Source organism: Streptomyces sp. NPDC047515 (assembly GCF_040643055.1).
Lineage (GTDB): Bacteria > Actinomycetota > Actinomycetes > Streptomycetales > Streptomycetaceae > Streptomyces.
Window position 1 is genome coordinate 1 of the sequence record NZ_JBEYTM010000077.1, and the last position, 24,930, is coordinate 24,930.

The window sequence follows — 24,930 nt, forward strand, 5'->3', positions numbered from 1 at the left end:
GACGATCGGGCCCTCCGCTTGCCCGCACACTCTCCACAACGACGCATCAGCCGCCAACCAAAGCTGACGACCAATCACGAAAGATCGAGGTTAGAGCACCTCTCAGAATCGCTTCACCATCGGGCTGAAGCCCGATGGTGAAGCGATTAGTTCCGGTAGCAAGGACCGGGCGCACACCGAGGCGGCGCAGCCGGTCCACGGCGTGGTAGCTGCCGGGCCGCACCACGTCGCCGAACGCGACGACCGCCTCGGGACGGCCGTCGACGTGTACGACGACCGGAGTGTGCGCGGCGTCCGACGCGGTGGCGAGCGCCGCGCCGAGCACGCCGGACAGTTCGCCCTCCGGGGCGCGGACCTCCACAGCGGTGCCCTCGACCATGCCCCGGACACCTTTGCCGGGCGTGGTCACGAAGCCGGCGAGCGTCTCGGGCCGGACCGCGTCCTCGCCAAGGGTCCGCCGGGCGTGTGCCACGAGGGCGCGCCCCAGCGGATGTTCGGACCCGCTCTCCACGGTGGCGGCAAGGCGCAGCGCCTCCCCAGTCGCGAGCCCGTCCTCGCGCACAGTCATGGCGACGACGCTCAGATGGCCGGAGGTGAGGGTGCCGGTCTTGTCGAGGACGACGGTATCGATCTGCCGCAGGGCTTCGAGGGCCTGGGGCCCGTTGACCAGGACGCCGAGTTGGGCGCCGCGCCCGGTGGCGGCCATGAGGGCGGTGGGGGTGGCAAGTCCGAGGGCGCAGGGGCAGGCGACGACGAGGACGGCGACGCACGCCGTGACGGCGGGTTGCGCGTCGGCCCCTGCGCCGAGCCAGAAGCCCAGCACGGTCGCGGCGAGGGCGAGCACGACGGGCACGAAGAATCCGGCGACAGTGTCCGCGAGTCGCTGTGCGCGAGCCTTCCCGGCCTGCGCCTCGGTGACCAGCCGTGTGATACGGGCGAGTTGGGTGTCGGCGCCCACGGCGGTGGCGCGTACGAGCAGCAGCCCGCCGGCATTGACGGCGCCGCCCGTCACGGAGGTGCGGGCCGCGACTTCCACGGGCCGGGTCTCGCCAGTGACGAGGGAGAGGTCCACGGCGGAGGTGCCCTCGATGACCACGCCGTCGGTGGCCACCCGCTCACCGGGCCGTACGACGAAGACCTGGCCCACGACGAGCTGTTCGGCGGGGATGCGCCGCTCAGTCCCGGGCTCCCGCACCGTCACTTCCTTGGCACCCAGCTCCGCCAGGGAGCGCAGTGCCGCAGAGGTGCCGCGCCGGGCGCGGGCCTCCAGGTGCCGGCCCAGGAGTACGAAGAGCGGGACGCCGACCGCTGCTTCCAGATAGATGTGCGCGACGCCGTGCGAGGCGGCGGGCAGGAGGGTGAAGGGCATCCGCATCTCCGGGTCACCCGCTCCGCCGAGGAAGAGCGCGTAGGCCGACCAGGAGAAGGAGGCGAGGACGCCGAGGGAGACGAGGGTGTCCATCGTCGCTGCGCCGTGGCGCAGTCCGCGTAGTGCTCGCTGGTGGAAGGGCCAGGCACCCCAGAACGCGACGGGCGTGGTCAACACGAAGCACAGCTACTGCCAGTTGCGGAACTGGAGCGAGGGTGCCATCGAGAGCACCAGGACTGGGAGCGCGAGCAGCGCCGTCACCACCAGGCGTTGCGGCGCTCCCAAGCCGGGCTGATCCGCCTCCTCGCCGGCCTCGCTCGCTCGCTCGGGCTCGGGCAGGCTCGCCGTGTAGCCGGCCTTCTCGACGGCCTCGACCAGCGGCTCCGTGCCGAGACCGGGTGGGTACTGGACGCGGGCCATGCCCGTAGCCAGGTTGACGGTGGCGGTGACACCCTCCAGCGCCCCGAGCTTCTTCTCCACCCGCCGCACGCATGCGGCGCAGGTCATCCCTCCCACCGCCAGGTCCGTGGTGACGAACAGACGCGGGGCTGTGTCCTGAGCCATCAGTGATCGCCCCCGTGCCCCGTGCCGCCCATGTCCCCCATGTCGGGGTCATCGTTCTGGTGGGAGACCCCGCGCATGTCCGGGGCGACCGGGCCGGAGAGGGTCCCCACCCCGTACGAGGCGGCGAAGACGGCGGCGAGGAGCAGCAGAAAACCCGCGCAGGCGACATAGGGGGCGGTGAGAACGGAACGCCGTCCAGGAGGGGGCGTCACGGAGTGGTCCATGAGAGTGGCTCCGGCTGGGTGCGGGGCCGCGCCGGAAGAGGTCGCGGCCGTACAGTCCAGGGGGCGGGCCGGCCGGGGCGCGAGTTCCCCCTCACCCGAGTGACCTGCGCCACATAACGGGCATTCGTCACTCCCGCCCCCGACGGCGCCTCACAGCAATGACGACGAACATCACCGCCATCCCCGGGGACATCACCCCGTGGAAGCCGAGGTCGAGGGCGCCCCGGGCGAAGTCGGACGCCACGCCACACCCGTCCGGGCGGTGCGCCAGGCGGCCCGTGTCGAAGCCCCGGGCCAGCCACCACAGGGCCGGCGCGAGCAGGACGAGCGCGAGGATCCCTGCACTCCACCGGTCGCTCGCACCGCTCAGCTCCATCGCCCCCAGGGCGCCCGGACCGGACATGCCCATCCCCGGCATATCGCGCCCGGCGTGCCCGCCGCCTGTTCCCGACCCTCCCATGGACATCGATGCGGCCATGACCGCGACCGTCCAGGCCATCGCGCCGGTCATGACGACGTGCGGCACGGGAGGCCGTTGCTGAACGACTCCCTGAGGGAGCGTCGACGCGCCTGGGAGCAGCACTGATTTCACGCGGGAACTTTCCGGGGTCCCTGCTCGACTACTGCCCCGTGGGAGGACGAAGGAGCCGACCGCACCGCGCGGAGGAGGCATGTGATGGGCGGGCTGGACATAGCCATGCGGAGGGTCGGCTGTCGACACGGCCGCGTCGACGCCGTGGCCGGGGTGGACCTGACGGTCGCGGCGGGTGAACGGGTGGCGCTGACCGGCACCAACGGGTCCGGGAAGACCACCCTGCTACGAGCCGTCCTGGGCCTGCACCGGCAGATGAGCGGCAGCATCCTGGTCGGCGGTCGGGGCACGGGCACGGCCGCCGAGTGGTCCTGGCGACGGCGTGCCTGCGCCTGGATTCCGCAGAAGCCTGCCGCAGGCCGCTTTCCGCTCCTGGGACAGGAACTTCTCGCCAGCAGCTCGGCGCGTGCCGAGGCCGGTGAGGCAGCGGAGCGGCTAGGAGTGAACGGGTTGGTCACCCGTCCTCTTCACACTCTCTCCGGCGGCCAGCTGCAGCGCATGTATCTCGCTCGGGCCATCGGCTGCGTCGCGGCGGGGGCCGGAGTGCTGCTCGCCGACGAACCCACCGCCGCACTGGACTTCAGCGGCCAGGCGGAGGCCGCCGACGTCCTGATCTCGCTGCCCGTCACCCTGCTCGTCGTCACGCACGACCGGGCGCTCGCGGACCGCTGCGACCGGGTCCTGGAGATGGCCGCCGGCCGACTGCGGGAGGTCCGATGACCCTGGCCACCGCAGACGTGGGCGAACTGCTGCAACTGCTCCCCGTCCAGCGAGCGGGGTTGGCCCTGCTCCTGGCGGCGATCGGCCTGCCGGTGGTCGGTGTGGTCATCGTCGGCCTCGACATCATGCCGGTGCGCTTCGCGATGATGCACGTGGCACTGCTGGGGATCGCGATCGGCCTGCTGGCCGGGCTCGATCCGATGCTGTGCGCCCTGGCGGCCTGCGCCCTGTCGGGCGCGGGAGTGGCTCCGCTGGCCCGTACACCAGACGGGCTGTCGGGCGCGATGGGGCTGCTGATGAGCTTGGCCATCGCCGCCGCACTGCTCGTCCTGGCCGTCTCGGGTGTCAACGCTTCCGGGGCCTTCGCTCTGCTGTGGGGATCGATTTTGTCCGTGGGCACGGCGGACATCGTCGTCCTAGCCGTGCTGGCGGTCGTGGTTCCCGGACTGTTCTGGTGGCGTCGCCAGGACGTGGGGCTGCTCCTCTACGACCGTGAGCTGGCCCAGTGCTCAGGCGTCCCGGTACGGGCACTGACCGCAATCCTCCTGGTCCTGGTCGCGGTCGCGGTCGCCGGGGCGATCAAACTGACCGGCGCCCTGCTGGTCGACGCACTCACCCTGCTACCCGCACTCGCGGCCCGGCGGCTGGGCAGCTCACTGAAATCGATCGTCGCGTGGGCCGTCGGCACCGGCATCGTCGTCAACCTGACGGGATTCCTCGTCGCCCTGTGGCTGGACTGGCCACCTGGCCCGGTCCTCGTCCTGACGGCGGGGGCTGTCGTCCTCGCCGCGCACCTCATACCCGAACGGAGAAACACCCCATGGCGCGCAACCGCCTCCGCATCCCTTCCCTCGTCGCACTGAGCGCGGCGCTCATCCTGGTCTCCGGGTGCGGGGAGGACAGTGACACCTCGGCCGACGGCGCCTCCGGCAAGGAGAGCGGAAAGCCCAAGGTCGTGGTCACCACGACCTGGGAAGGCGCCTTCGCCAAGGCCGCGGGCGCTCAGGACATCGAGGTCATCGTGCCGCAGTCCGTGCACCACGCCCCCGACTACGACCCCAAGCCCTCGGACCTGGCGGCCGTCGCCGAGGCGGACTTCGTGCTCTACGCCCCGTTCGAGCCGTACGCCGAGAAGATCAAGGAAGCCGCCGGCTCGAAGGCCGAACTCATCGAGGTGAATCTCGACAACGACGCCGACAAGGTCGACGCCGAGGTCGCCGAACTGGCTGAGAAGTTCGGCACCGACGAGGCCGCAACCCGGTGGAAGGCCACCTTCGACGCCGAGTACACCAAGCTGTCCAAGGAACTGAAGGCGGCGTGGCCCGGAGGGAAGAGCCCGAACGTGGTCACACAGGTCTTCACGGCCTGGTCGGCGAAACTCGCGGGCGCGACCATCGTCGGGACGTACGGACCCGAGGCGGTGACCCCGGCGCAGCTCGCGGAGTTGTCGAAGGCGAAGCCCGCTCTGGTCCTGGACAACGCGCACATGTCCACGGGCACCGTTCTGCCGGACTCCGGCGCGACCCAGGTGAAGATCGTCAACTACCCGGGGGACGATCTCGACCTGCTGACGGTGTACCGCAACGCGGCGAACGAGCTCAGGACCGCTATGGACGCTTCCTGAAAGGCGCATGACGGGAGCGCCCCGCCTGCATGATCCGCGCCACGAGCAGTCCCGGAGGCGGGCCGCAGGTGTGCCCCGGGCCGACTCGTCACTTGTTCCTCGTGGTGGATGTGCCCGTCGGGGCGGTCCCCTCGGTGCGCACCGGGTGACGTCCGGGGTGGGGGCACGGAAGGTGCCCCCACCCCGTCGGCGTACTACGGCTGACGGGGCACGGGCGCCGGCGATGTCCGTACCGTCGCGCGGGCCTCGTACTCCAGCGTGGCTTCGATGCCGGTCGCCGCGTCCGCGCCGTGTTCGCCCCGTGCGGTGGCGGCGATTCCCGCTGTCGCCGTCGCGGCGCCGATCGTGGACGAAACCCGGAGCAAGTTCCTGCGGTTCATTCGGTTCTCCTGTCGGGATGTGCCGGGTGGGGCAGTTCTCTCGAAGGGTTCGGGGCGGGGGACGCGTCCCGAACCGCGCTCAGCCGGCCTGCGCGAGCGGCAGCCGGGCGGTAGTCGACGCAGGGGCCGCCGACGGGGCCTGTGTCAGGTGCTCCCGCAGGGCGGCGCGGTCGGTCTTGCCTGCCGGGGTCAGCGGGAGTTCTGTCACTACCAGCAGTCGTTCGGGGTGCTTGCGCAGTTCCAGACCACGTTCGGTCAGGTGATCACCGAGGGATTCGAGGGTGGGTGGCTCGCCGGAGCTTGGGACGACGCATGCCGCGAGACGCTCGCCCATCAGGTCGTCCGGGATGCCGACGCACACCACGTCCCGAACCCCCGGGTGGAAGCGCAGTTCCCGTTCCACCTCGGCGGGGCTGATATTGGCGCCCCCACGGATGACGACGTCCTTGAGTCGGCCGACGAGGTGCAGAACTCCCACGTTGTCGAGGAAACCCAGGTCACCGGTGCGGACCCAGCCCTCGGCGGTACGGTAGCGGGCGTCGAGTTCCGGTGCGCCGACGTAGCACAGCGGTGTCATCGGTCCGCGGGCCACGATCTCGCCGACCCGGCCGTCGGGCAACGGTCCACCGGTGTCGGGGTCCGCGACCTGGATGTCGGCGACCCGGGGATCGGGGCGTCCTGCGACGACGCCGGAGGCGTCGGTGGGCGGAGTCCGATGGCCCAGTCCGGTATGGCAGTTGACGCCGTCGGCGGAGCCGTACAGGTTGACGACCGGGCAGCCGAAGGCATCGGCGGCGGCTGTCGCGGTGCTCTCGTCGAGCGGTGCCCCACCGAGCACCAGGGCCGTCGGCGCGGGCATCTTCTCGCCGGTCTCGTCGAGCCGTTCGAGCATCATCCGCACCATGGTCGGCACCCCGAGGATGTGCGTCGGCGAGTGTTCCACCACGGCGGCGAGGGCTGCCTGGGGGGTGAAATGGTCCAGGAGGACGAGGGTGCCGCCGTGCCGGGCGAGGGTGACGGCGGTGCCGTTGGAGCCGAAGGCGGAAGCGAGCGGTACGAGGAACAGGCACCGGGGTGGTGTGGTGTCCGGCATGAGTGAAGCAAGGAAGTTGCCGCGGCCGCCTGCCAGGGCGTTGTGCGAGTAGGCGACCATCTTCGGCTCGGACTCGGACCCGGACGAGACGAGAATACGGGCCGCGCTGTCGGGGTCGGGCCGGGCGGGGACGAAGCCGTTCGGGTCGTGGCGTAGCAGCGTGGAGAGCGGAATCGTTCCTTCGGGGGCCGTGCCCGGTCCGGCGGCGATGATGTGCCGCAGAACGGGCAGTGCGGCCGAAAGGCCGTGGAGGTCCGCGGCGTGAGGGAGCTCCCGGTGCTCGATGGAAGCGATGACGGCGACGGCCCGGGCGCGGCGCAAGAGGGATTCGGCTTCCAGGGTGCCGCGGCCGACAGGGAAGGGCAGGGCGACCGCACCGAGGGCGGCCAGCGCGAGATCGGCGATGACGGCGTTGCGCTGGTTGGGCAGTTGCACGCCGACCACATCGCCCGGCCGTATGCCGAGGTCCGCCAAGCCGGCGGCCAGACATCGGACTTTGCGGTCCAGTGCGGTGTAACAGAGCTTTCCCTTCGCGTCCAGGATCGCGGTGCGGTGCGGGTCGGCGATCTGACGGGCGCGGAAGAGGCTGTAGAGGTCGAGGTCCGGGCAGATGCCGTCGACGGCCCAGGAGCGGCGTAGTCCGGTGGGCAGCAGGTCGTGCAGGGCGACGTTCACGCGAAACTCCAGGGGTCGGGGACAGCGGGGGCGCCGTGCGCGTCGCGGCTGATCGAGCCGGCGAAGCGCGGGTCGTGGTGCAGGTCGGACAGGTCCGCGGTGACTCGGGTGGCGTCAAGGGCATGGCTGCGCAACAGGCTCAGTGCATCGGCCGTGGAACGGTCGCGCAGGTCGTAGGAGGCTGCGGCGTCGGCGCACCGGTCGCTCGGGGCGATCCAGCCGTCGCCCGTGGGCAGCGGGCGTCGGAATCCCGGGGGCCGTCTCGGATGCTCGCCCCGGGCCGCCCGGCCCAGAGCGGGAGCGGTGAGCGTGTCCGCCGCGCCGAGCAGGGAGGAGTCGACGCGTACGCCGTGACCGGTACGCTCCCGCAGCAGCAGTCCCGCGAGCACGGCCTCGGTACCGAGCAGCCCGCCCAGGACGTCGAGCAGGGTCATCAGGGAGGGGGCGGGCGGTTCGCCCTGGGGACGGACCGCCTCACCGAAACCGGTTCGGGCCTGGACCATGAAGTCGGTGCCCATCGGGGCACCGGGCAGACGGCCGGCCCAGCCACTGGTGTACGCGTAGACCAGCGCGGAGTTGACAGCGGCGAAGTCCGCCGCTTCCAGGCCGAGTTCAGCGGCCTTGCCCGGAGCCCAGTTGTGGAGGAACACATCGGCGTCGGCCGCCATCTCCCGCAACCGACGGCGCTCCGCGTCCGACTTGATGTCGATCTCCACCGCCTGCTTACCCCGGTTGAGTGCGAGCCAGCGGGCGGAGACTCCGGAGCAGGCGGGCGGCATGCCGCGCAGCGGGTCACCGCCCGGCGGCTCGATACGGATCACCTCGGCACCGAGCAGCCCCAGAAGGTGCGCCGTCAGCGGAGCCTGGATCCGGCGCCCGGCCTCCAGCACTCTCAGTCCCTCGAGGGGCCGGCCGGTGGAAGGCCCGGGGGCACTCTTCCTGCTGCCGGGGGCCAGGAGGTCCAGGGTCCAGGGTGGGGCGCCGTCGTGTTCGTCCTGCCGCTCGGCGAGCGTGCGCAGGGCGCACACCTCGGCTCCCGATATGGCGGCGGCACGCAGGATGCGCGGCAAGGAGTGGCCCCGTGCTGTGGTGTGCAGTGCCGGGGAAATAGGGGCGCAGGCGGTCGCGTACCGGAACTGGAACGGCCGCCAACTGGCGCGTATCGCCTCCGCCGGAGCGTCCAGAGCGCGCCAGAAGGCGGCCCAGGCTCCGGCGTCGAGGGTTTCGAGTTCGAAGAGGACTCCTTCGGCCGAGGTGAACGGCGGTCCTCCCGGAGCCAGTTCGGCCGCTTCACCCTCCTCGGCCCCGGCGGCGGCGAGGTACTGGGAGACGGCGAGCAGTCCGGCCCGGTCCGCACCGGTGGTGATATCAGCGGGGGCGCGGCCGCCCCGGGCCTGCGCCAACAGCCCGGCGAGCAGCCCCTGCACCGTGAGGACTCCGGTGGCGGTGGCGACGTAGTCGGCCGCCAGGCCGCGCGGCGCGCCGTCCCGGCGGCCGTGCACGGCCATGATGCCGGTGGCGGCCTGCACGGTGGCCTCGTCGGCGATGCCCGTTTCCTGACCGGCCCATGGGGTGTGGGCCCGCAACGGGGCGATGTCACCGCCTCCCAGTTCGATGAGTCCGGCCGCCCCGGCCCTTGTCGTGCTCTCGGAGGGCTGGGCGCCGAGCAGTCGCAGATGCTCGGCGACCACGGTCGTGATCTCCGGTGGCCCGTAGGCGTCGAAGCGCAGGGTGTCGAGCGGCCCGACCGTCTGCTTGGTGGCTGATGGGGCCATGTTTCTCCTCTTCTCGCCCGGCCCGACGGCCCGTGCCGTCAGGAACGTCCCGGAACTCGGGAACCCGGGCGCGTATGCACCCGACCTGTTCCGTAGAGAGACAGTCGGGCAGTCGTTGCCACCAGTTCCCGCCCAACGGAGGAAGCCGTGACCGGTCGAAAGAGCAAAGACATCCCCGCGGGTGAAGGACCCCCCGCCCCCTCGGTGTTGCCGGCCCGTGTCGAGGAGTTCGTCCGCTGCCGCGTCATGCCTCAGGAGCCGGCACTGGACGCGGGAGGGCCCGATGCAGCCCGGGCGCTGCGCATGGTGCAGAGGGAGGCACAGGCCGAAGGACTGTGGGCGCTGCCGTTGCCTTCGTCCCTGGGCGGTGGTGGCCTGACGCTGGGCCAGTACGCAGAACTGGCCGAGGCCGAAGGCGCCAGCGACCACGGACCCGCCGCGCTGGGATCCGCTTCCCTGCTGGATGTGACGATGCTGGCCCGGCACGCCCGGAGCAGGGTCCGCGAGAACTATCTCCGGCGGCTCGTCGCCGGAGGGATACGGACCTGCTACGCGATGACGGAACCCGACGTGCCCGGCACCGACCCGCTGCTGACCCACACCCGCGCAGTGCTCCAAGCGGACGGAAGCTGGGCCGTCACCGGACGCAAGTGGTTCACCTCCGGAGCAGCGGACGCCGACCTCGTGACGGTCCTGGCACGCAGCGACGGGCAGCCGGGCGACCGCGACGGGCTCTCACTCCTCCTGGTTCCCACTGATTCCCCGGGGTTCCGGGTCGTACGGGAACTCCCGGTGTTCGGGACGGGCGGCCAGTGGGAGATCGAGCTCGACGACGTCCGTGTGCCCGCCGACCATGTTCTCGGCGAACGAGGCCAGGCCCTCTCCATCGCCGGGGAGCGTCTCCAGCGGGGCCGCATACTGCGTTGCCTGCGCTGGCTCGGCCAGGCCCAGCGTGCGTTCGACCTCATGTGCCGGCGAGCCGTCTCCCGCAGCGGGTCCCGCGGCCCGCTCGCCGACCACCAACTCGTCCAGCAGCACGTCTTCGATGCCCTGCTCGCGCTGCGCACCACCCGGCCGCTCGTCCATGCGGCGGTCGCACTGATCGATGCCGGGCAGGATGCCCGCACCGAGGTGGGGCTCGCCAAGGTGGCGGCCGCCCGGATGCTCCAGCAGATCGCCGACGCGGCCATACAGGTCCACGGAGCGGCCGGTCTCGGGCCGGACACAGTGCTGCCTGCCCTCTTCCGCACCGGCCGGGCCGCACGCATCCTCGACGGCCCTGATGAACTGCACATCACGTCCGTCGCACAGCGTGTCCTGCGCTCCTACGGACGGACGTCCCCTACACGTCCGTGACCCCGGTCAGGCCGGTCAGTGCGCCGAGCCCCAAGGCGAGGAAGAAGTCGCCCCAGATCAACTCGTGCCGCACGGCCGTGTCCCGGCCGGCGTCGTAGCACCCGTCCAGCAGCATCCCGGCGGGCCGGATCCCGTTCCGTCCGGACAGGTGAACCGTGGCCAGCCGGTGCAGGATGGCCTCGGCGCGCTCGGAGCACTCCCCGGCCCGGGGGCCCGGCAGGCGGCCCAGCTTCAGCAGAGCCACAGCCGTAATGGCGGCGGCTGACGTATCCAGGGGGCCGTCGGCGCGGTCGGCATCGGCACGCGGCACGAGCGGCCCGGTCAAGAAGCCACCCTGCGACAGGAGTTGCTCGGCCTCGGCGGCCACGCGCTGCGGCCGCACTCCCATGACCTGCGGCAGACGCAGCGCGTCGGCGACCGCCAGGAGCAGCCAGGCCCGACCCCGGCTCCAGCCCGGCGCCGGATCCCCGCAGGGCCGCCAACCCGACTCCGTATCGAAACTCCAGGCCGGCCGATTCCACGGCCGGCCCTCGTCACCGTCGCCCAGGCAGAGGTCGAGGTGTCGGAGCAGATGCCCGGTCGCCGCCGCGGCCCCCTCGGGCCCGGCGGCGGACAGCAGGGGCACCATGCCGGGTACGCCGTCGGCGCGAGCGAGGAGTCGGGGGCCGCCGAGCGCGGCCCCCCAGGGAACCAGACCGAGTACGGGGTCCACCGCGCCCAGACAGGCGTGCGCGGCCCGCTCCCGCAACTCGTCGGCTTGCGGGTCGTCGAAGGACAGGGCGGTTCCGTACCAGAGGATCAGGCCCCGGGTGGCCGTGTCGGCATCCACCCAGGGAGCCAGACGCGCGGTGCATCGCGACGCGGCACGGTGGTCCGCGGCGGCTCCTGTGCGGCGCGCCCGCAACCACAGCAGCCCGGCCCAGAAGCCACCCGTCCACGAACCGCGTCCGGTGGTGTTCCAGCGTCCGTTGGCCGGGTCGGCGAACAGAGGGAAGCGCACGCCGACTTCCCGCTCGGTGGTGGCCACCCGCTCGATCACCAGGGCCATCGCTCGGTCGGCCCACTCCTTCTGCTTCACGATGTGTTCCCGGCCCGCCCCCGGCGGTCCCGCACCGCCCACACGAACGCCACCGCGCCGGCGGCGGCGAACTCCACCGCCACCAGAAGCCAGCCGGCTCCGTAGCGACCGGCTGCCGCGAACGGCCCGAAGACCGGGGGCCCCAGGGCGAACCCCGCGAAGAAGCCCGCCGCGACGAGCGCCGAGTCCTGCCCCGCCCGGCCCGGCGCGGCGCGCTGGAGGACCAGCACCATGGAGACGGCGTTGCCCGATACGGCGAAGACCCCGACGGCGACGGCAGCCGCCCAGGCCAACGGGGCCGCCAGAGACGCCAGCGCGAGCAGCACGGCCGCGATCACCGCCCCGGCCGCGAGCCAGCCGGGCAGCCACTCGGCCCGTCCGGGCCGGGCGGCTTTCGACCACCCCACCCGGCCGACGATGCCCGCCACTCCGAGAACGGCCACCAGAGCACCAGCCGCCACCGGGTCGAACCCCAGTTCCCGTACGCCGAACAGAGCGAGGTAGGTATTGATGGAGGCGATGCCACTCCCCAGGAACAGAGAGAAGACCGCCAGCCAGGCGACGAAGCCGCGTGGCACCAGCGAAACCCGGCCGCCCGTGCACGGTGACGGCGGGTCGGTCGGGAGCGCACGCAGCGCCCAGAGGCCGGTCAGCAGAGCCGCACCGGCGGCTGTCCACACCGCACCACGCCAGCCGATACCGCCGGCCAAGGCCGCGAGCGGCAAACCGGCGGCGAACGCACCGAGCTGGACTCCGGACTGCTTGGCGCCGGTCACCGATCCCCGCCGGGGAGGCGGAACGGCCGCGAGAACGGCCTTGTTGGTGGCGGGGTTCGCCAGCGCCTGCGGGACGCCTCCGAGTGCGACCGCCGCCAGAAGCAGCGCGGCACCGGGCGCGGCACCGATCAGGGCGAGTGCCGCCGCGGAGACCACCAGCAGTACGACGAGCGCACGGCGCGGGCCGATCCGGTCCACGATCCGCCCGCCCCCGGGGGACAGCAACGCCGCCGTCCCGAACCCGATCGTCGTCGTGAGGCCGAGCATCGTGGGCGAGATCCCCAAGTCATCGACGAGCCGGGGACCAAGAGCGCCCAACAGGAACAACTGAAGCATCGAGAAGGCCATGGCGCAGGTCAGCAGCACGGTGAGTCCGGCGCCGGCCGATCTGCCGGACTCCGATGTCGCCTTCGCTGTCACCGCGCCGTTCGCCACCGTGTCTCCGCTTCCCGCTGCCGCGCTCGCTACCGGTCACCACAGTGGTCGGCCGCCCCAACGAACCAGTTCCCAGCCGGATTTGTGTCCTGCGCCACACATCCCACGAAGTGACCGCCGGTGTCTCCGCTGTTCCGCCGGCGCTCGGCGAGCTCCGAAGCGAGCGCCGGCGGAACAGCCAGTGATCCCCGCAGACCGAGCCTGAAGCTACGAGGACCTCTTGGCAGCTCTCCACTGTCATCGGACGCCTGCTGATCACTCCCCCAGGCTGGGCGCGATCCGCCGCCCCGCCGCCAGAGAGTGACAGGCTGAACGGTGAAACGACCGGGGCTCACGCCGTGGTCACACCCACTCTGATGTGACGGGCACCTGGGCGCGGTCCCGAAGGACCTCGACGGACGACGGCTTCACCCAAAGGGGAAGAAGCCCGCCGATCCTCCGAGGCGTCAGCGATGCCGCTACAGCCCCCGCCAGCCACCGGCCAGGAGCACGTCCCGGGTTTGGGGAACTGAGCTGTCCAGCGTGATCCCAGACACCGAGGTCGTCTTGTCGTCGCCCCGTTCACCAGCACCAGGTAGCCGCACCAGGACATCGGAAACCAGCGTCACCCGAGCGTCAAGTGCGGGTGTTGCGTGCCTCGCGGAGTGAGCCACCCAACCTACGCGGTACGCGAGTCGGACGTCGTCATCACCATATGCGGCGGCGAGGCATACCCCATGTTCTCCGACAGCGGCTGCTTGAGACCCCAGGGAACACCCAGGGACTCGCGGACCGCGTTGGCGTACACGCCAAGCGCACACGTCACCGACGGGCGAGCGACCACACAGCGACCAGCCCATTTGGTATTGACTATCGTTTTCATATAGCGTTCAAGCTGACCACGATCCAGGAGGCCCCTCATGGCAGTCCCGAAGCGGAAGATGTCCCGCAGCAACACCCGGCACCGTCGCGCGCAGTGGAAGGCGACAACGCCCCAACTCGTACCGGTCACCATCGACGGTTCCGTCTACCAGGTGCCGCAGCGACTGGTGAAAGCTGTCGAGCGCGGCCTCCTGCACCCCGAGGGCTGATCCTTCATGACGCAGGACCTCCTGCCCGTCACCGTCCTCTCCGGGTTCCTGGGGGCCGGGAAGACCACCCTGCTGAACCATGTCCTCCGAAACCGCGAGGGCCTGCGGGTCGCGGTGATCGTCAATGACATGAGCGAGGTCAACATCGACGCGGCACTGGTGCGCGGCGGTGAGGCCGCACTGTCGCGCACCGAAGAACGCCTGGTCGAGATGACCAACGGGTGCATCTGCTGCACCCTCCGCGACGACCTGCTCGAGGAGGTGGACCGGCTCGCCCGCGAGGGGCGCTTCGACCACCTGCTCATCGAGTCCAGCGGCATCTCGGAACCGATGCCGGTGGCCGCGACCTTCTCCTTCCCCCGCGACGACGGCGCCACGCTCGGCGATCTCGCCCGGCTCGACACCATGGTCACCGTGGTCGACGCGGCCAACTTCCTTCTCGAACTGGCGGAGGGTGACGGACTCGCCGAGCGGGGACTCGACCAGTACGAGGATGACGAGCGCACGGTCAGCGACCTGCTCATGGACCAGATCGAATTCGCCGACGTCATCGTGCTGAACAAGCTGGACCTGGTCGACGAGCAGCGGCGCAAGCAGCTCATCGCCGCACTGAACCGTCTCAACCCGGTCGCCCGGATCGTCCCCGTCAGCCGTGGGCGCGTGGAGCTGTCCGATGTCCTCGGCACCGGTCTCTTCGACCTGGAACGGGCCCAGCAGGCCCCCGGCTGGGTTCGGGAACTGAACGGGGACCACATGCCGGAGACCGAGGAGTACGGGATCTCCAGCACCGTCTTCCGCTCGGATCGGCCCTTCCACCCCGACCGCCTGTGGACCTTCGTCACCGAGGAGCTCGACAGCGGCCGGTACGGCCAGGTTCTGCGTTCCAAGGGATTCTTCTGGCTGTCCAGCCGGCCGAACGTCACCGGACTCTGGTCGCAGGCGGGTTCCGTGGCCCGGTTCGAGCCGTCCGGCGCTCGCGACCTCAGCACCACGCAGGGTCAGGAACTGGTGTTCATCGGTACGGAGCTGCGCGCGGAAGCCCTCCATGAGGCCCTGACCGCGTGCCTGATGCACGAAGGGGAGGCGCGGCCCACGGCCGATCCGTTCCCGGTGTGGGACACCTACGGCATCGACGACGCCTGCGAGCACGAGCACCCGGAGTCGCTCCCGGCGGCCGTGCACGCCTGAGAGCCTGTCGGGCGGCCTCTGAGACCCCGGGCCGGACGGTGGTCGCAGCCACGGCATCGTCCGGCCCGGTCTTCCTCCAGCAGATGGGCCCCTGCCCGCCGATACTCCCGCGGGCAGGGGCCCATCCGTTCCGTGCGCGGGCGGGTGGGACGGCGGCAGGGCCGTCCGGACTTCCCTTCATCCCTGGTCGTTGCTGAGCGACGAGTCCGGGACGGCGGCCCATGCCTCCCTGCCCTCCGAAAGCTCGTGATCGGTCAGCAGTGCGCCCTCCAGGGCGAGGCGAATGGCCTGCTCGTCGATGTCCACCCCGGTGAGGACGATTTCGTTGCGCCGCTCCCCGTAATAGTCGTGCCAGAACCAGGATGCGAGGGTGCGCCTCTGAGGTGAGGCGGCTTGCCAGGCCGACGCCCCTCCCGGCTCCAACCACCGGTCGGCCTCCTGCAGTTCCAGATGCGCACCGGCGGAACGCCAGGTGACGACGGAGTCGGGGCGGCTGGAGAGCCAGAGGTGACCTCGGCTGCGGACCACGCGCCTCATGACAGTGGTGGGGCTTCGGCCAGCCGTTGAGGATGAACCGGGCGGCGGGAGCACCACAGCACGGACTGCACGGAGTGGGAGGCGCCGCGCCGGATGCCGGAAATCGCCACCGGCTCCAGGCATGCCGGCCACTGATCCCTGAACCCCTTCGGCAACGGCCGCACCAGCACGAAGGAGAGGCTCGCCGCACGCTCGTCGGTGGGTGATTCCAGGAGCAAGGCGTTGCTGTTGAGCTGACCCGTCAGAGAGGCGACACCTGATGTGCAGCGGCTGTTGACGTCTTCCGTCACGGGGACGAACAGCGCGTCGGCGGACTCGACCTGCCGGGCCGCGGCTTCGGCGGGGGGTGAGCGGAGCCGTACAGTCCCAGCCGTTCCACAGCTGAACGCCCCGGTGGACGCAGCCGATGTCCGCCATGAAGGCAGCCGGGTCGACACCCGCCAGGACAGGAGCCGGCTCGTAGTGGCCCCCCAGGGAGGTGGCGCCGGTCCGAGGGCGCCACAGCTCCACGAGAAAGGGCAGGATGTCCAGATTCCCCGGGAGCGCCAGGACGACGTGACCCCGGCCGGCAGCCCGACGGAGCGACAGCAGGTCCTGACGGGCGATCACGGCCGGGCTTCCGGTGGCTGCTCGGGGAACGGCCGCCTCCAGGCGCGGGTCGTCGCCGGAGAGCAACCGCTGGACCGGCGGATGCCCCTCCTCCCGGCCATGGATCGACACAGCCAGGACGACCGCGGCGGGGGAAAGCCGCAGAAGCCTGTCGACAGCCTCTCCCCGCACGGCCGGCGTGTCGCCGGTGACGACACTGAGCAACCCTTGCGCGTCTGACTATCCATCAGTTGCGGTGGGCCGGACAGTGAGGAGCCGCGTCCGCCCGAAGGGCGGCGGGCAGAGCGCCGCCGGGCGGCATTCCCACGCGCAGCCGCGCCCCGACCGCCTCGGCATCGGATGCGGTAGCCGCACGCCCCCACCGCGCGGCCGGCGCTCCTCGGCGCAAGGTTCCCGGCGCCAGCACGAGATCCCCCTCGCCCCCGCATCACACCCGTCCGGTCAGCTGCCAGATCCGCTCGACGGCACCGTCGGTGAGCACCTCCCGCGGAGCCCCTTCCGCCCGCAGGCGCCCTTCCTGGAGCACCAGGACATGCCCCGCCGCCCTGGCCGCCTCAAGGTCGTGCGTCGCCTGAACGACCGTGCCCCCTTCCGCCGCCACCTCAGCCAGAACATCGGCGATCAGGCGCTGAGCCGTCACGTCAAGGCCGGTGGCGGGCTCGTCGAGCAGAAGCAGATCCGCCTCCTGGGCCAACCCCTGTGCAACGAGAGCGCGCTGGCGCTGGCCGCCCGACAGCTCTCCCAGCTGCCGATGAGCGAGAGAGGCGATGCCGAGCCTGCCCATGCTCGTCTCCACGACTTCCCAGTCCCGCCGCGACAGCCGACGCCACAACCCTCGGTGTCCCCACCTCCCCATCGCCACGGCGTCCCGCACCGTCAGCGGCAGCACATCGGCCGCCTCACTGCGCTGCACCACGAACGCCGCACGCTTATCGGTACGGTGCTCCACCGCGCCCGCTACCGCCGGGATCACACCGGCGATCACACCCAGCAGCGTGGACTTGCCCGAGCCGTTCGGCCCGACCACCGCGGTGGTGGCGAACGCCGGTATACGCAAGGTGAGTCGACTCAGCACCGGACGGTTCACATAGCCGGCCGATACGCCGTCGAACCTTACCTGCGGCTGCATCTCTCGAACCCCTTCCCATCACATCTCTTTGTATTGATAATCATTTTCATTGTAGTGTCCGGCTCCATGGAATGGTTGATGGGCCCCTTCGAGGTGACCTTTGTGCAACGGGCACTGTGGGGCGGTGTTCTCGTGTCGCTGATCTGCGCCCTGGCCGGTACGTGGGTGGTTCTGCGCGGCATGGCGTTCTTCGGGGACGCGATGTCGCACGGCATGCTTCCCGGTATCGCGCTGGCTTCGCTCCTGGGGGGCAATCTGCTGCTCGGTGCAGCCGTGAGTGCGGTAGTCATGGCGCTCGGCGTCAGCGTCGTCGGACGTTCGCCCCGCCTGTCCCAGGACACCAGCATCGGGCTGCTCTTCGTGGGAATGCTCTCGCTGGGTGTGATCATCGTTTCCCGCTCCCAGTCATTCGCCGTCGACCTGACCGGGTTCCTCTTCGGTGATGTGCTTGCCGTGCGCTCGGCCGACCTCGCCCATCTCATGGGTGCCCTGGTTATCGCGCTGCTGATCTCCGTACTCGGGTACCGACCGTTTGTGGCCCTGGCGTTCGACGAGCGCAAGGCGCACACGCTGGGGCTCCGGCCGCGCATCGCGCACGCGGCTCTGCTGGCCCTCCTCACCCTGGCGATCGTCGCGTCCTTCCACGTCGTGGGCACGCTGTTGGTCTTCGGCCTGTTGATCGCCCCGCCCGCGGCCGTCCTGCCCTGGGCCCGGCGCATCCCGGTGATCATGATCGGCGCCGCTTGCCTCGGCATGAGCGCGACGTTCGTCGGACTGTTGCTGTCGTGGCACCTCCACACGGCTGCCGGGGCGACCATCGCCGCGACGGCGGTCATCCAGTTCCTGCTCTCGACCCTGGCCGCCGGCCTCCGCAACCGATGGGTGCGGTCCGCGCCTCACATCCCCACGACCGACCACTCGCACATGGGATACGGACATCCGTCATGACACTCGGGAAGACCCGCATCGCCACCGCTCTCTCCTGCACCGCCCTTGTCGGCTCCGGGTTGCTCGTCGGCTGTCAGAGCGACGGCGGCGCGAAGCCGGCCGCGAAGCCCTCGGCCCCGGCGAAACCCCACGGGTATGTCGAGGGAGCCGAAGAAGCCGCCGAGCAGCAGTCCCGGCTCGCGCTGGCCGACGCGGGCACCGGAGCGGTCCGGGTCCTGGACCTGATCACCGAGGACATCACATCCCTCAAGGGAGCCGGCGACGTGAAAGGGCTGCGCACCGACGGCCGGTTCGCCTACCTGAGCAACGCCGAGGGAACACATGTCGTCGACACCGGTGCCTGGATGGTGGACCACGGCGACCACGTCCACTACTACCGCGCCAAGATTCGCGACGTCGGACCCATCGCGGGGAGGGACACCGCTTTCGTCCACAGCGACCCGACCGTCACCGCGGTCACCTCGTCAAAGGGTGACACGCAGGTGTTCGACCGCAAGAAGCTGGAGGACGGCACCGTTCCCCGCGGTCGCGCACTGACCGGCGCGGGCGCCGGTGCGGTCGTCCCCTACCAGGGGCATCTGCTGGTCACAGCGGCGGGCTCCGGTCAGGACGCCGTGGAGGTCCGCGACCGGGACGGTGCGCAGGTGACCTCGCTGAAGGAGCCGTGTGCTCGGGTTCGGGGCGAGGCCGTCACCCGCCGGGGCGTGGTGTTCGGATGCGTCGACGGCGCGCTGCTGGTCAGTGAGGACAAGGGGAAGTTCACTGCCGAGAAGATCCCCTACGGCAAGTCCGTGAACGCCTCGGAGCGTGCGTCCGCCTTCCGTCACCGGGCGGGCAGCACCACCCTCGTGGCCACGTCCGGTGATGACGCCGTCTGGGTCCTCGATGTCACCGACCGCTCCTGGACGCGCGTCGAAACCGGTCCGGTGGTAGCGGCCAACTCCGCCGGGGAGGGAGCTCCGTTGCTTGTGCTCGGCAAGGACGGGGCGCTCACCGCCTTCGACATCGCCACCAAGAAGCGCACCGCTCGCAAGGAACTCCTTCCGAAGGGCGACGCGTCCGCCGTCATCGAGGTCGACACCACGCGCGCGTACGTCAACGATGCCACGGCACGGAAGGTGTACGAGATCGACTACAACGACCGCCTTCGGCTCGCCCGGACCTTCCCCCTCGACTTCGCCCCGACGTACATGGCGGAGACCGGCCGATGAGCACTGACTCCGCGACCGTACGCGGGCGTTCGCTGCCCGCCCTCACCCTCCTCGCCTCCCTGGTCTGCGCGCTGCTCCTGGGTGTCACCGGCTGCGCGGGAAGCGACGAGGGCCGGCCCACGGTGGTCGTCACCACCAACATCCTCGGTGACATCACCCGCAACATCGTCGGCGACGAGGCCGAGGTGACCGTGCTGATGCAGGCCAACGCCGATCCGCACTCCTTCGGCGTCTCCGCCCCGCAGGCGGCGTCCATCGAACAGGCCGACCTGGTCGTCTACAACGGCCTCGGCCTGGAAGAGAATGTCCTGCGCCATGTGGAGGCCGCCGAAGCGGCCGGCGTCCCCACTCTCGCCGTCGGCGACGCCGTCGACCCGATCACCTACACGTCGGGGGAAACCGCCGGTGAGCCCGACCCCCACTTCTGGACCGATCCGGAGCGGGTCCACAAGGCGGTCGGCCTCATCGCGGACCGGGTCGCCGAGCATGTGAAGGGCGTCGACCGGGCCGCCGTCGAGAAGAACGCGTCGGACTACGGGACGAAGATCACCAAACTCACCGCGTGGATGCGCCAACAGTTCGATGAAATACCTGCGGCCAAACGCCAGTTGGTGACCAACCACCACGTTTTCGGCTATCTGTCCCAGCGCTTCGGGTTCCGGATCGTGGGCGCCGTGATCCCCAGCGGGACCACCCTTGCGTCGCCGAGCGCATCGGATCTCAAGTCCCTTACCACCGCGATCGAAAAAGCGGGCGTGAAGGCGATCTTCGCGGACTCGTCCCAACCCGACCGTCTGGCCCAGGTGCTGAAACGCGAGAGCGACATCGAGGTCGGCGTCGTGCCGTTGTTCTCCGAATCCCTCACCGAGAAGGGAAAGGGCGCGGCCACCTACCTGGAAATGATGCGCGCCAATACCACCTCCATAGCCACCGGTCTGGGCACCGAATAGCCATGCTGTCGCCGGTCATCAGCGACAGCCACGGAAAGGAAAATCACGCAATGAAGCACGTAGCACGCCCGAGGGCGGCGGCCGCCGTCACCGCTCTTCTCGCGACATCCGTCGCGCTCACCGCCTGCGGCGGCGACAAGGAGCCCGCCGCCAGGAAGACGGACAGAGCGCCGAGCTCATCGGCAGCCCAGGTCAAGGACCCGATCGTCACCACATACGACGGGGGTCTGTACATACTTGACGGCGCGACGCTGAAGCTCGCCAAGGACATACCGCTGGAGGGATTCAACCGGGTCAACCCCGCAGGCAGCGACCGTCACGTGATGGTCTCGACCTCGACGGGCTTCCGAGTCATGGACGCCGTGGGACAAAAGCTCACGGACGTCGAGTTCGAGGGGAGCAAGCCGGGCCACGTCGTGCGCCACGCGGGCAAAACGATCCTCTTCACCGACGGGACCGGAGAGGTCAGCATCTTCGACCCCAAGGACCTCGGCGGCACCAAGCCGAAGAGCGAGACGTACAAGTCCGCCGCTCCGCACCACGGCGTCGCCATCCAGCTCGCCAACGGCGAACTGGTGACCACCCTCGGCACGGAGGAGAAGCGCGTCGGGATCGCCGTACTGAGCAAGGACCGCAAGGAGATCACCCGCAGCGAGGAGTGCCCCGGAGTCCACGGCGAGGCGGCCGCGCAGGGCGAAGCGGTCGTCATCGGCTGCGAGGACGGCGTCCTGGTCTACAAGGACGGCGCGATCAAGAAGGTGAAGAGCCCTGCGGCATACGGCCGGATCGGCAACCAGGCCGGGTCCGACGAGTCACCCATTGTTCTCGGTGACTACAAGAAGGACAAGGATGCCGAGCTGGAGCGGCCGGAGCAGGTGTCGCTGATCAACACCGAGACGAACAAGATGCAGTTGGTCGGCATCGGCACAAGCTACACCTTCCGTTCGTTGGCCCGCGGCCCGCACGGCGAGGCGCTCGTCCTGGGCACCGACGGCAAGATCCACGTCATCGATCCCGAGAACGGCAAGGTCACCAAGAAGATTCCCGCCCTCGGTTCCTGGCAGGAGCCGCTGGACTGGCAGCAGACGCGGCCGACGCTGTTCGTGCGCGACCATACCGCGTACGTATCCGACCCGTCGAACAAGAAGCTGCTGGCCATCGACATCGAGTCGGGCAAGCAGCTGGCTTCGACGGAGCTGCCGAAGGCTCCCAACGAGCTGAGCGGCGTCAAGCAGCACTGAGCCCCCGAGGCATGAGGAGCGCGTTCCCGAGGATCGGGAACGCGCTCCTCGCGCTGCCGCGGCAAGGGCTTCCACAGCGCTCCACGACGAAACCCACCGGCTGGGACAGGGTCTTGCGGGCCGGGAACGACAACGGGTGGTGACACGGCCCGCCGACCGCGCCACCACCCGTCATGGACACGCTGGAGTCACCAAGAGGACTTGGTGACTCCAGGAAGGAACCCGGCATGGGCCTGCTCGCGCATCCGGACCCGGGACAGACCGAACTTCCGAAGATGGCCACGGGGGCGGCCGTCCACGCTGTCCCGGTTGCGTACGCGAGTGGCGCTGGCATTGCGCGGCTGGCGGCGCAGCTCCTCGACCGCGGCGACCCGCTCGGCCTCCGGAGTGCCGGGCCGACGGATGATCTCCTTCAACTCGGTACGCCGCGCGGCGTACCGCTCGACGGTCACCTTGCGCTTCTCGTTCTGCGCGATCTTGCTCTTCTTGGCCATCAGACCTTCACTCCTCGCGCCCGGATGCGGGCGACCGCGGCTTCGATGCCGATGTTGTCGATCGTCTTGATCGCCTTGGTACTGAGAGTCAGACGCACATGGCGGCCCTCACTGGGGAGCCAGTACCGCTTGTGCTGGATATTCGGGTCGAACCGGCGTGACGTACGACGGTGCGAGTGGGAGATGGAGTTGCCGAAGCCCGGCTGTGCGCCGGTCAGTTGGCAGTGGGCGGACACGAAAGTTACCTGCCTCTCAATTGACTGAGTCCCCTGTTGAATATGGAAACCATTGCCATATAGTAGCGCCATGGCTCGCAACGAACTACGCCCGATCATCAAGCTCCGCTCCACCGCGGGAACGGGCCACACCTACGTCACCCGCAAGAACCGAGAAGCCACCCCGCCTACGGCCCCGTCGTCTTCCGCGACAAGGCCGCCGAGTTCGCGTTCCTGACCCGCTCCACCCTGACCAGCGACCGCACCGTCGAGTGGCAGGACGGCAACACCTACCCGGTGGTCGACGTGGAGATCTCCTCCGCGAGCCACCCCTTCTACACCGGCACCACCCGCATCCTGGACACCACAGGACGCGTCGAGCGCTTCGAGCGCCGCTACGGCGGCCGTGAGGCCCGGTGAGGGAGGGCAACCACAAGCTGCCCGTCGCCATCGTCGGCGGTCTGCACTCCGACACCCGCCGCGAGGTGGTGGAAGGACTGCTGCGGAACGTCCCCCACAGCGTCACGCTGCACCACGACCTGACGACGACGGAAAGGAGCACGGCGCACCGGACGGCACATGACACCTCCGGCGAGCTCTCCAGCGGCGAAGCCCCCTGGTGAACGACTGCGCCTGCTGCGCGCTGTGCGAGGACCTGATGCCGGAGCTGGAGCGCCTGGCGGCCGACAGGGTGACCCGGATGGCCGTGGTCGAGCTCTGGGACTCGGTCGAGCCCAAGGCAATGGCCGAGGTCGTCGCCGTGCACGGCGAAGGTCTGGCCGAGGTGACCAGCGTGATCAGCCCGTCGATCCCGCTCCCGTGCTGCCCTACCTCGTCAACGGCGACGACCTCGCCGAGGCCGGCCCGGCAGCCGCAGCGACCGACCAGCGGACCGTCGGCGATACGTGGGTCAGGCAGTTGGAGTACGCCTCGGTCATCGCCCTCGTGGAGAACGACGACGCAGACGACGAGGACCGGGCGCTGATCCACCAACTGCACCCAACGGGATCGCGGGCCGCGGCTGGTTCGGAAGAGCTGACGAAGCCGGCCCTCGCGGGATTCGACGTGGAAGCGGCCGGCGCCGCCCAGCACCCGGCCTGCGCCCTGCTGCCCCAGGAGGCGGAGGAGGCCGGCGTCAGCACCCCTCGTATGGCGCAGGCACCGCCCGTTCCACCCCGAGCATCTGTACGACGCGTTGGAGGACCCGAGCTGCGCGCGCGGCCCGCAGTCAAGGCCGGTTCTGGCTCGCCGACCGCCCCGACACCCTGCTCTCCTGGGACGGGACGGGCGGCGCGCCCTGCTGCGGAAGTTCATCTCCGACCGCGCCAAGATCCGCAGCCGCAGGGTCACCCGGATCAGCGCCCAGCAGCAGCGCCAGGTCGCCACGGCGATCAAGAACGCCCGCGAAATGGCACTTCTGCCGTACTCCAGCTCCAGCAGGTGACCTGGGGAGGCCCTTGGGCGGCCCGTCCGGCATGTCGGGCCGCCCACCGCACACGGCCCTTCTGAGCTGCGTACAACCGCACCGGATGACACGCCGGATCTACGACAGCTCTGCGGAGGCGGGTGGATCCGGGCGGCGTTAGGCTCCGCAATGTGCCGGAAAACGCCGTGCCGCTACTCCTCCGGCAGCCGATTCCGACACCGCCGAGGAAGCGGACCCGAAAAGGAGCCAGTACATGTCCAGGTCCACGGAGCACTGCCCCCACCCCGCTCACCCGCACCTGCACGCTCCGGGGTGCGGGCATGTGGCGATCCCGCACCACGATCACGTCGACTACGTGCACGACAGCCACCTGCATCGCACTCACGGCGATCATGTGGACGAGTGCGTGAATCCGGCACACTCGGTGCACGACGGGCACGACCACCAGCACGGACTGGACTGCGGCCACGTCGCCGTGCCGCACGAGGACCACATGGACTACGTGCACGACGGGCACCGGCATGCCGCGCACGACGGGCATTGGGACGATCACTGATCCCTGCGTCTCCACGCCCCGTCGACTGAGGACGAATCGCGCGAACGCCAGCCGATCGCACGGTTGTTACGCCGCTGGAGGCCCGGGCGGGGACGGACTGCTCGGTGACTCCGGCCCCCGCCCGGAACCGGGTCCTGTCGCCCTCCCCCAGCAGCGTACGAAGGACCAGGGCCGCGTCCAGCGAGCCGTCCGTACCACGTGCCCGGCCCGGTGCTGGACCAGAACACCAACTTCTTCACGGTCGGCGGGGACAGTCTCTCCGCCCTCCGCCTGATCGCCGGAAGCTGCCGTGCGTATGCGAGTCCGCAGAGCGTGAGACAGTGCGGACGACCGCCTTCCTCCGGCACGCGTCCGTGCGGCCGCGCGGACGAGAGTCTTCCAATCTCGGCCGACTGCGCGGCACTGTGACGGTCCCGACCCGCGGCGCCTCACCGGTTCCGCCCTTCGCCCGACCGGTCGTCGCCGTCATTTCTCGGACGTCAGCACAGCGGGGCGCCGGGCTCACTTCCCCGAGCTCGACGAGTCTCGGCCGCCGACATGTCCGCGGCCGCTCAGCGCGAGGATCCCCAGGCAATCTCACGGAGCGCCGAACGAACCGACTCTAGTGCCGGATCAGGCAACGTTTGCCCTGTCGACGACGGCGCGTAGGCGCCGGTCGTCGGCATGGCGGTTTCGCCAGATGATGTAGCGGCGGA

General features: G+C 70.2%; 24 protein-coding genes and 5 pseudogenes. 15 read left to right on the forward strand and 14 right to left on the reverse strand.

Annotated features, from left to right (window positions below; genetic code table 11):
* Positions 1-46 precede the first annotated feature (46 nt).
* The 3 genes and pseudogenes from ABZ826_RS35205 to ABZ826_RS35215 form a co-directional block, all read right to left on the reverse strand.
* Positions 47-1,933, reverse strand: a pseudogene (locus ABZ826_RS35205) (heavy metal translocating P-type ATPase).
* The gene (locus ABZ826_RS35210) at positions 1,933-2,145 is read right to left on the reverse strand and encodes a hypothetical protein (protein WP_361457907.1); all 213 of its coding nucleotides are present in this window, start codon (positions 2,143-2,145) and stop codon (positions 1,933-1,935) included. Before ABZ826_RS35210 ends, ABZ826_RS35205 begins: the two are co-directional and overlap by 1 nt.
* A 139-nt stretch (positions 2,146-2,284) precedes the next feature.
* On the reverse strand, positions 2,285-2,830 hold the full coding sequence (locus ABZ826_RS35215; protein ID WP_361457910.1) for a DUF5134 domain-containing protein: 546 nt from the start codon (positions 2,828-2,830) through the stop codon (positions 2,285-2,287).
* A 3-nt stretch (positions 2,831-2,833) separates the two neighbouring features.
* On the opposite strand from ABZ826_RS35215, the gene ABZ826_RS35220 reads away from it, so the two are divergent.
* Genes ABZ826_RS35220 through ABZ826_RS35230 form a run of 3 tightly spaced genes read left to right on the forward strand, consistent with a single transcriptional unit; the run spans position 2,834 to position 5,093 of the window.
* Positions 2,834-3,469: an ABC transporter ATP-binding protein gene (locus tag ABZ826_RS35220; protein WP_361457913.1), complete on the forward strand. Its 636-nt coding sequence runs from the start codon at positions 2,834-2,836 to the stop codon at positions 3,467-3,469.
* Positions 3,466-4,332: a metal ABC transporter permease gene (locus tag ABZ826_RS35225; RefSeq protein ID WP_361457916.1), complete on the forward strand. Its 867-nt coding sequence runs from the start codon at positions 3,466-3,468 to the stop codon at positions 4,330-4,332. Before ABZ826_RS35220 ends, ABZ826_RS35225 begins: the two co-directional genes overlap by 4 nt.
* Positions 4,290-5,093 (forward strand): zinc ABC transporter substrate-binding protein, encoded by an 804-nt coding sequence (locus tag ABZ826_RS35230; RefSeq protein ID WP_361457919.1) that lies wholly within the window; start codon positions 4,290-4,292, stop codon positions 5,091-5,093. Before ABZ826_RS35225 ends, ABZ826_RS35230 begins: the two co-directional genes overlap by 43 nt.
* 194 nt (positions 5,094-5,287) lie before the next feature.
* Here ABZ826_RS35230 and ABZ826_RS35235 read toward each other — a convergent pair whose 3' ends face one another.
* From ABZ826_RS35235 to ABZ826_RS35245, 3 genes are all read right to left on the reverse strand, one after another.
* Positions 5,288-5,473 (reverse strand): hypothetical protein, encoded by a 186-nt coding sequence (locus tag ABZ826_RS35235; protein WP_361457922.1) that lies wholly within the window; start codon positions 5,471-5,473, stop codon positions 5,288-5,290.
* A 79-nt stretch (positions 5,474-5,552) separates the two neighbouring features.
* The gene (locus ABZ826_RS35240) at positions 5,553-7,241 is read right to left on the reverse strand and encodes a class I adenylate-forming enzyme family protein (RefSeq protein WP_361457925.1); all 1,689 of its coding nucleotides are present in this window, start codon (positions 7,239-7,241) and stop codon (positions 5,553-5,555) included.
* Positions 7,238-9,016 (reverse strand): CoA transferase, encoded by a 1,779-nt coding sequence (locus ABZ826_RS35245; protein ID WP_361457928.1) that lies wholly within the window; start codon positions 9,014-9,016, stop codon positions 7,238-7,240. Before ABZ826_RS35245 ends, ABZ826_RS35240 begins: the two co-directional genes overlap by 4 nt.
* A gap of 204 nt (positions 9,017-9,220) precedes the next feature.
* On the opposite strand from ABZ826_RS35245, the gene ABZ826_RS35250 reads away from it, so the two are divergent.
* On the forward strand, positions 9,221-10,372 hold the full coding sequence (locus ABZ826_RS35250) for an acyl-CoA dehydrogenase family protein (RefSeq protein ID WP_361457973.1): 1,152 nt from the start codon (positions 9,221-9,223) through the stop codon (positions 10,370-10,372).
* On the opposite strand, the gene ABZ826_RS35255 is transcribed toward ABZ826_RS35250, so the two are convergent.
* A complete protein-coding gene (locus tag ABZ826_RS35255) occupies positions 10,359-11,450 on the reverse strand; it encodes a sugar ABC transporter permease (RefSeq protein WP_361457931.1) in 1,092 nt (363 codons plus the stop codon). The genes ABZ826_RS35250 and ABZ826_RS35255 overlap by 14 nt on opposite strands.
* A complete protein-coding gene (locus tag ABZ826_RS35260) occupies positions 11,447-12,661 on the reverse strand; it encodes an MFS transporter (RefSeq protein WP_361457934.1) in 1,215 nt (404 codons plus the stop codon). Before ABZ826_RS35260 ends, ABZ826_RS35255 begins: the two co-directional genes overlap by 4 nt.
* Positions 12,662-13,560: 899 nt before the next feature.
* Here ABZ826_RS35260 and rpmF point away from each other — a divergent pair.
* Positions 13,561-13,731 (forward strand): 50S ribosomal protein L32, encoded by a 171-nt coding sequence (gene rpmF / locus ABZ826_RS35265; protein ID WP_361457937.1) that lies wholly within the window; start codon positions 13,561-13,563, stop codon positions 13,729-13,731.
* 6 nt (positions 13,732-13,737) lie between these two features.
* Positions 13,738-14,919, forward strand: a complete 1,182-nt coding sequence (locus ABZ826_RS35270) for a GTP-binding protein (RefSeq protein ID WP_361457940.1) — start codon at positions 13,738-13,740, stop codon at positions 14,917-14,919.
* Between the two features lie 177 nt (positions 14,920-15,096).
* On the opposite strand, the gene ABZ826_RS35275 is transcribed toward ABZ826_RS35270, so the two are convergent.
* The 3 genes from ABZ826_RS35275 to aztA all read right to left on the reverse strand — a co-directional run bounded on the left by ABZ826_RS35275 (position 15,097) and on the right by aztA (position 17,194).
* Positions 15,097-15,447, reverse strand: a complete 351-nt coding sequence (locus tag ABZ826_RS35275; RefSeq protein ID WP_361457943.1) for a GTP-binding protein — start codon at positions 15,445-15,447, stop codon at positions 15,097-15,099.
* A 5-nt stretch (positions 15,448-15,452) separates the two neighbouring features.
* Positions 15,453-15,746, reverse strand: a complete 294-nt coding sequence (locus ABZ826_RS35280) for a hypothetical protein (protein WP_361457946.1) — start codon at positions 15,744-15,746, stop codon at positions 15,453-15,455.
* A gap of 746 nt (positions 15,747-16,492) precedes the next feature.
* The gene (aztA, locus tag ABZ826_RS35285; protein ID WP_361457949.1) at positions 16,493-17,194 is read right to left on the reverse strand and encodes a zinc ABC transporter ATP-binding protein AztA; all 702 of its coding nucleotides are present in this window, start codon (positions 17,192-17,194) and stop codon (positions 16,493-16,495) included.
* Positions 17,195-17,260: 66 nt separating this feature from the next.
* On the opposite strand from aztA, the gene aztB reads away from it, so the two are divergent.
* Genes aztB through aztD form a run of 4 tightly spaced genes read left to right on the forward strand, consistent with a single transcriptional unit; the run spans position 17,261 to position 21,544 of the window.
* Positions 17,261-18,142: a zinc ABC transporter permease AztB gene (gene aztB, locus ABZ826_RS35290; RefSeq protein ID WP_361457952.1), complete on the forward strand. Its 882-nt coding sequence runs from the start codon at positions 17,261-17,263 to the stop codon at positions 18,140-18,142.
* Positions 18,139-19,353 (forward strand): hypothetical protein, encoded by a 1,215-nt coding sequence (locus ABZ826_RS35295; RefSeq protein ID WP_361457955.1) that lies wholly within the window; start codon positions 18,139-18,141, stop codon positions 19,351-19,353. Before aztB ends, ABZ826_RS35295 begins: the two co-directional genes overlap by 4 nt.
* A complete protein-coding gene (aztC, locus tag ABZ826_RS35300; RefSeq protein WP_361457958.1) occupies positions 19,350-20,303 on the forward strand; it encodes a zinc ABC transporter substrate-binding protein AztC in 954 nt (317 codons plus the stop codon). Before ABZ826_RS35295 ends, aztC begins: the two co-directional genes overlap by 4 nt.
* Before the next feature lie 50 nt (positions 20,304-20,353).
* On the forward strand, positions 20,354-21,544 hold the full coding sequence (gene aztD, locus ABZ826_RS35305; protein WP_361457961.1) for a zinc metallochaperone AztD: 1,191 nt from the start codon (positions 20,354-20,356) through the stop codon (positions 21,542-21,544).
* Positions 21,545-21,732: 188 nt separating this feature from the next.
* Here the strand turns inward: aztD and rpsN are convergent, their stop codons facing one another.
* Together rpsN and rpmB are read right to left on the reverse strand one after the other, a co-directional pair.
* Positions 21,733-22,038, reverse strand: a complete 306-nt coding sequence (gene rpsN / locus ABZ826_RS35310) for a 30S ribosomal protein S14 (RefSeq protein WP_361457964.1) — start codon at positions 22,036-22,038, stop codon at positions 21,733-21,735.
* Complete coding sequence (rpmB, locus tag ABZ826_RS35315; protein WP_361457967.1) at positions 22,038-22,274, reverse strand: 50S ribosomal protein L28; 237 nt, start codon at positions 22,272-22,274, stop codon at positions 22,038-22,040. The genes rpsN and rpmB overlap by 1 nt, the downstream gene beginning before the upstream one ends.
* A 70-nt stretch (positions 22,275-22,344) precedes the next feature.
* Between rpmB and rpmG the strand changes: the two are divergent.
* The 5 genes and pseudogenes from rpmG to ABZ826_RS35340 form a co-directional block, all read left to right on the forward strand.
* Positions 22,345-22,428 (forward strand): annotated as a pseudogene (gene rpmG, locus ABZ826_RS35320) (50S ribosomal protein L33); the annotation flags it as partial.
* A 5-nt stretch (positions 22,429-22,433) separates the two neighbouring features.
* Positions 22,434-22,673 (forward strand): annotated as a pseudogene (locus tag ABZ826_RS35325) (type B 50S ribosomal protein L31); the annotation flags it as partial.
* Positions 22,670-23,572: pseudogene (locus tag ABZ826_RS35330) on the forward strand (GTP-binding protein); the annotation flags it as partial. The pseudogenes ABZ826_RS35325 and ABZ826_RS35330, both read left to right, overlap by 4 nt.
* The gene (rpsR, locus tag ABZ826_RS35335) at positions 23,494-23,697 is read left to right on the forward strand and encodes a 30S ribosomal protein S18 (RefSeq protein ID WP_361457976.1); all 204 of its coding nucleotides are present in this window, start codon (positions 23,494-23,496) and stop codon (positions 23,695-23,697) included. The pseudogene ABZ826_RS35330 and the gene rpsR, both read left to right, overlap by 79 nt.
* A 235-nt stretch (positions 23,698-23,932) precedes the next feature.
* Positions 23,933-24,235 carry a hypothetical protein gene (locus ABZ826_RS35340; protein ID WP_361457970.1) on the forward strand — a complete coding sequence of 101 codons (303 nt, stop codon included), beginning with the start codon at positions 23,933-23,935 and terminating at the stop codon, positions 24,233-24,235.
* 612 nt (positions 24,236-24,847) lie between these two features.
* Here ABZ826_RS35340 and ABZ826_RS35345 read toward each other — a convergent pair.
* Positions 24,848-24,930 (reverse strand): annotated as a pseudogene (locus tag ABZ826_RS35345) (transposase); the annotation flags it as partial.

Bases quoted from the DNA above. Each gene is read 5' to 3' on its own strand.
- aztA (WP_361457949.1), bottom strand. From the start codon at position 17,194: ATGCAGCCGCAGGTAAGGTTCGACGGCGTATCGGCCGGCTATGTGAAC.
- rpmF (WP_361457937.1), top strand. From the start codon at position 13,561: ATGGCAGTCCCGAAGCGGAAGATGTCCCGCAGCAACACCCGGCACCGT.
- ABZ826_RS35215 (WP_361457910.1), bottom strand. From the start codon at position 2,830: ATGCCTCCTCCGCGCGGTGCGGTCGGCTCCTTCGTCCTCCCACGGGGC.
- aztD (WP_361457961.1), top strand. From the start codon at position 20,354: ATGAAGCACGTAGCACGCCCGAGGGCGGCGGCCGCCGTCACCGCTCTT.
- aztC (WP_361457958.1), top strand. From the start codon at position 19,350: ATGAGCACTGACTCCGCGACCGTACGCGGGCGTTCGCTGCCCGCCCTC.
- rpsN (WP_361457964.1), bottom strand. From the start codon at position 22,038: ATGGCCAAGAAGAGCAAGATCGCGCAGAACGAGAAGCGCAAGGTGACC.
- ABZ826_RS35245 (WP_361457928.1), bottom strand. From the start codon at position 9,016: ATGGCCCCATCAGCCACCAAGCAGACGGTCGGGCCGCTCGACACCCTG.
- ABZ826_RS35295 (WP_361457955.1), top strand. From the start codon at position 18,139: ATGACACTCGGGAAGACCCGCATCGCCACCGCTCTCTCCTGCACCGCC.
- ABZ826_RS35270 (WP_361457940.1), top strand. From the start codon at position 13,738: ATGACGCAGGACCTCCTGCCCGTCACCGTCCTCTCCGGGTTCCTGGGG.
- ABZ826_RS35225 (WP_361457916.1), top strand. From the start codon at position 3,466: ATGACCCTGGCCACCGCAGACGTGGGCGAACTGCTGCAACTGCTCCCC.
- ABZ826_RS35235 (WP_361457922.1), bottom strand. From the start codon at position 5,473: ATGAACCGCAGGAACTTGCTCCGGGTTTCGTCCACGATCGGCGCCGCG.
- aztB (WP_361457952.1), top strand. From the start codon at position 17,261: ATGGAATGGTTGATGGGCCCCTTCGAGGTGACCTTTGTGCAACGGGCA.
- ABZ826_RS35230 (WP_361457919.1), top strand. From the start codon at position 4,290: ATGGCGCGCAACCGCCTCCGCATCCCTTCCCTCGTCGCACTGAGCGCG.
- ABZ826_RS35340 (WP_361457970.1), top strand. From the start codon at position 23,933: ATGTCCAGGTCCACGGAGCACTGCCCCCACCCCGCTCACCCGCACCTG.
- ABZ826_RS35220 (WP_361457913.1), top strand. From the start codon at position 2,834: ATGGGCGGGCTGGACATAGCCATGCGGAGGGTCGGCTGTCGACACGGC.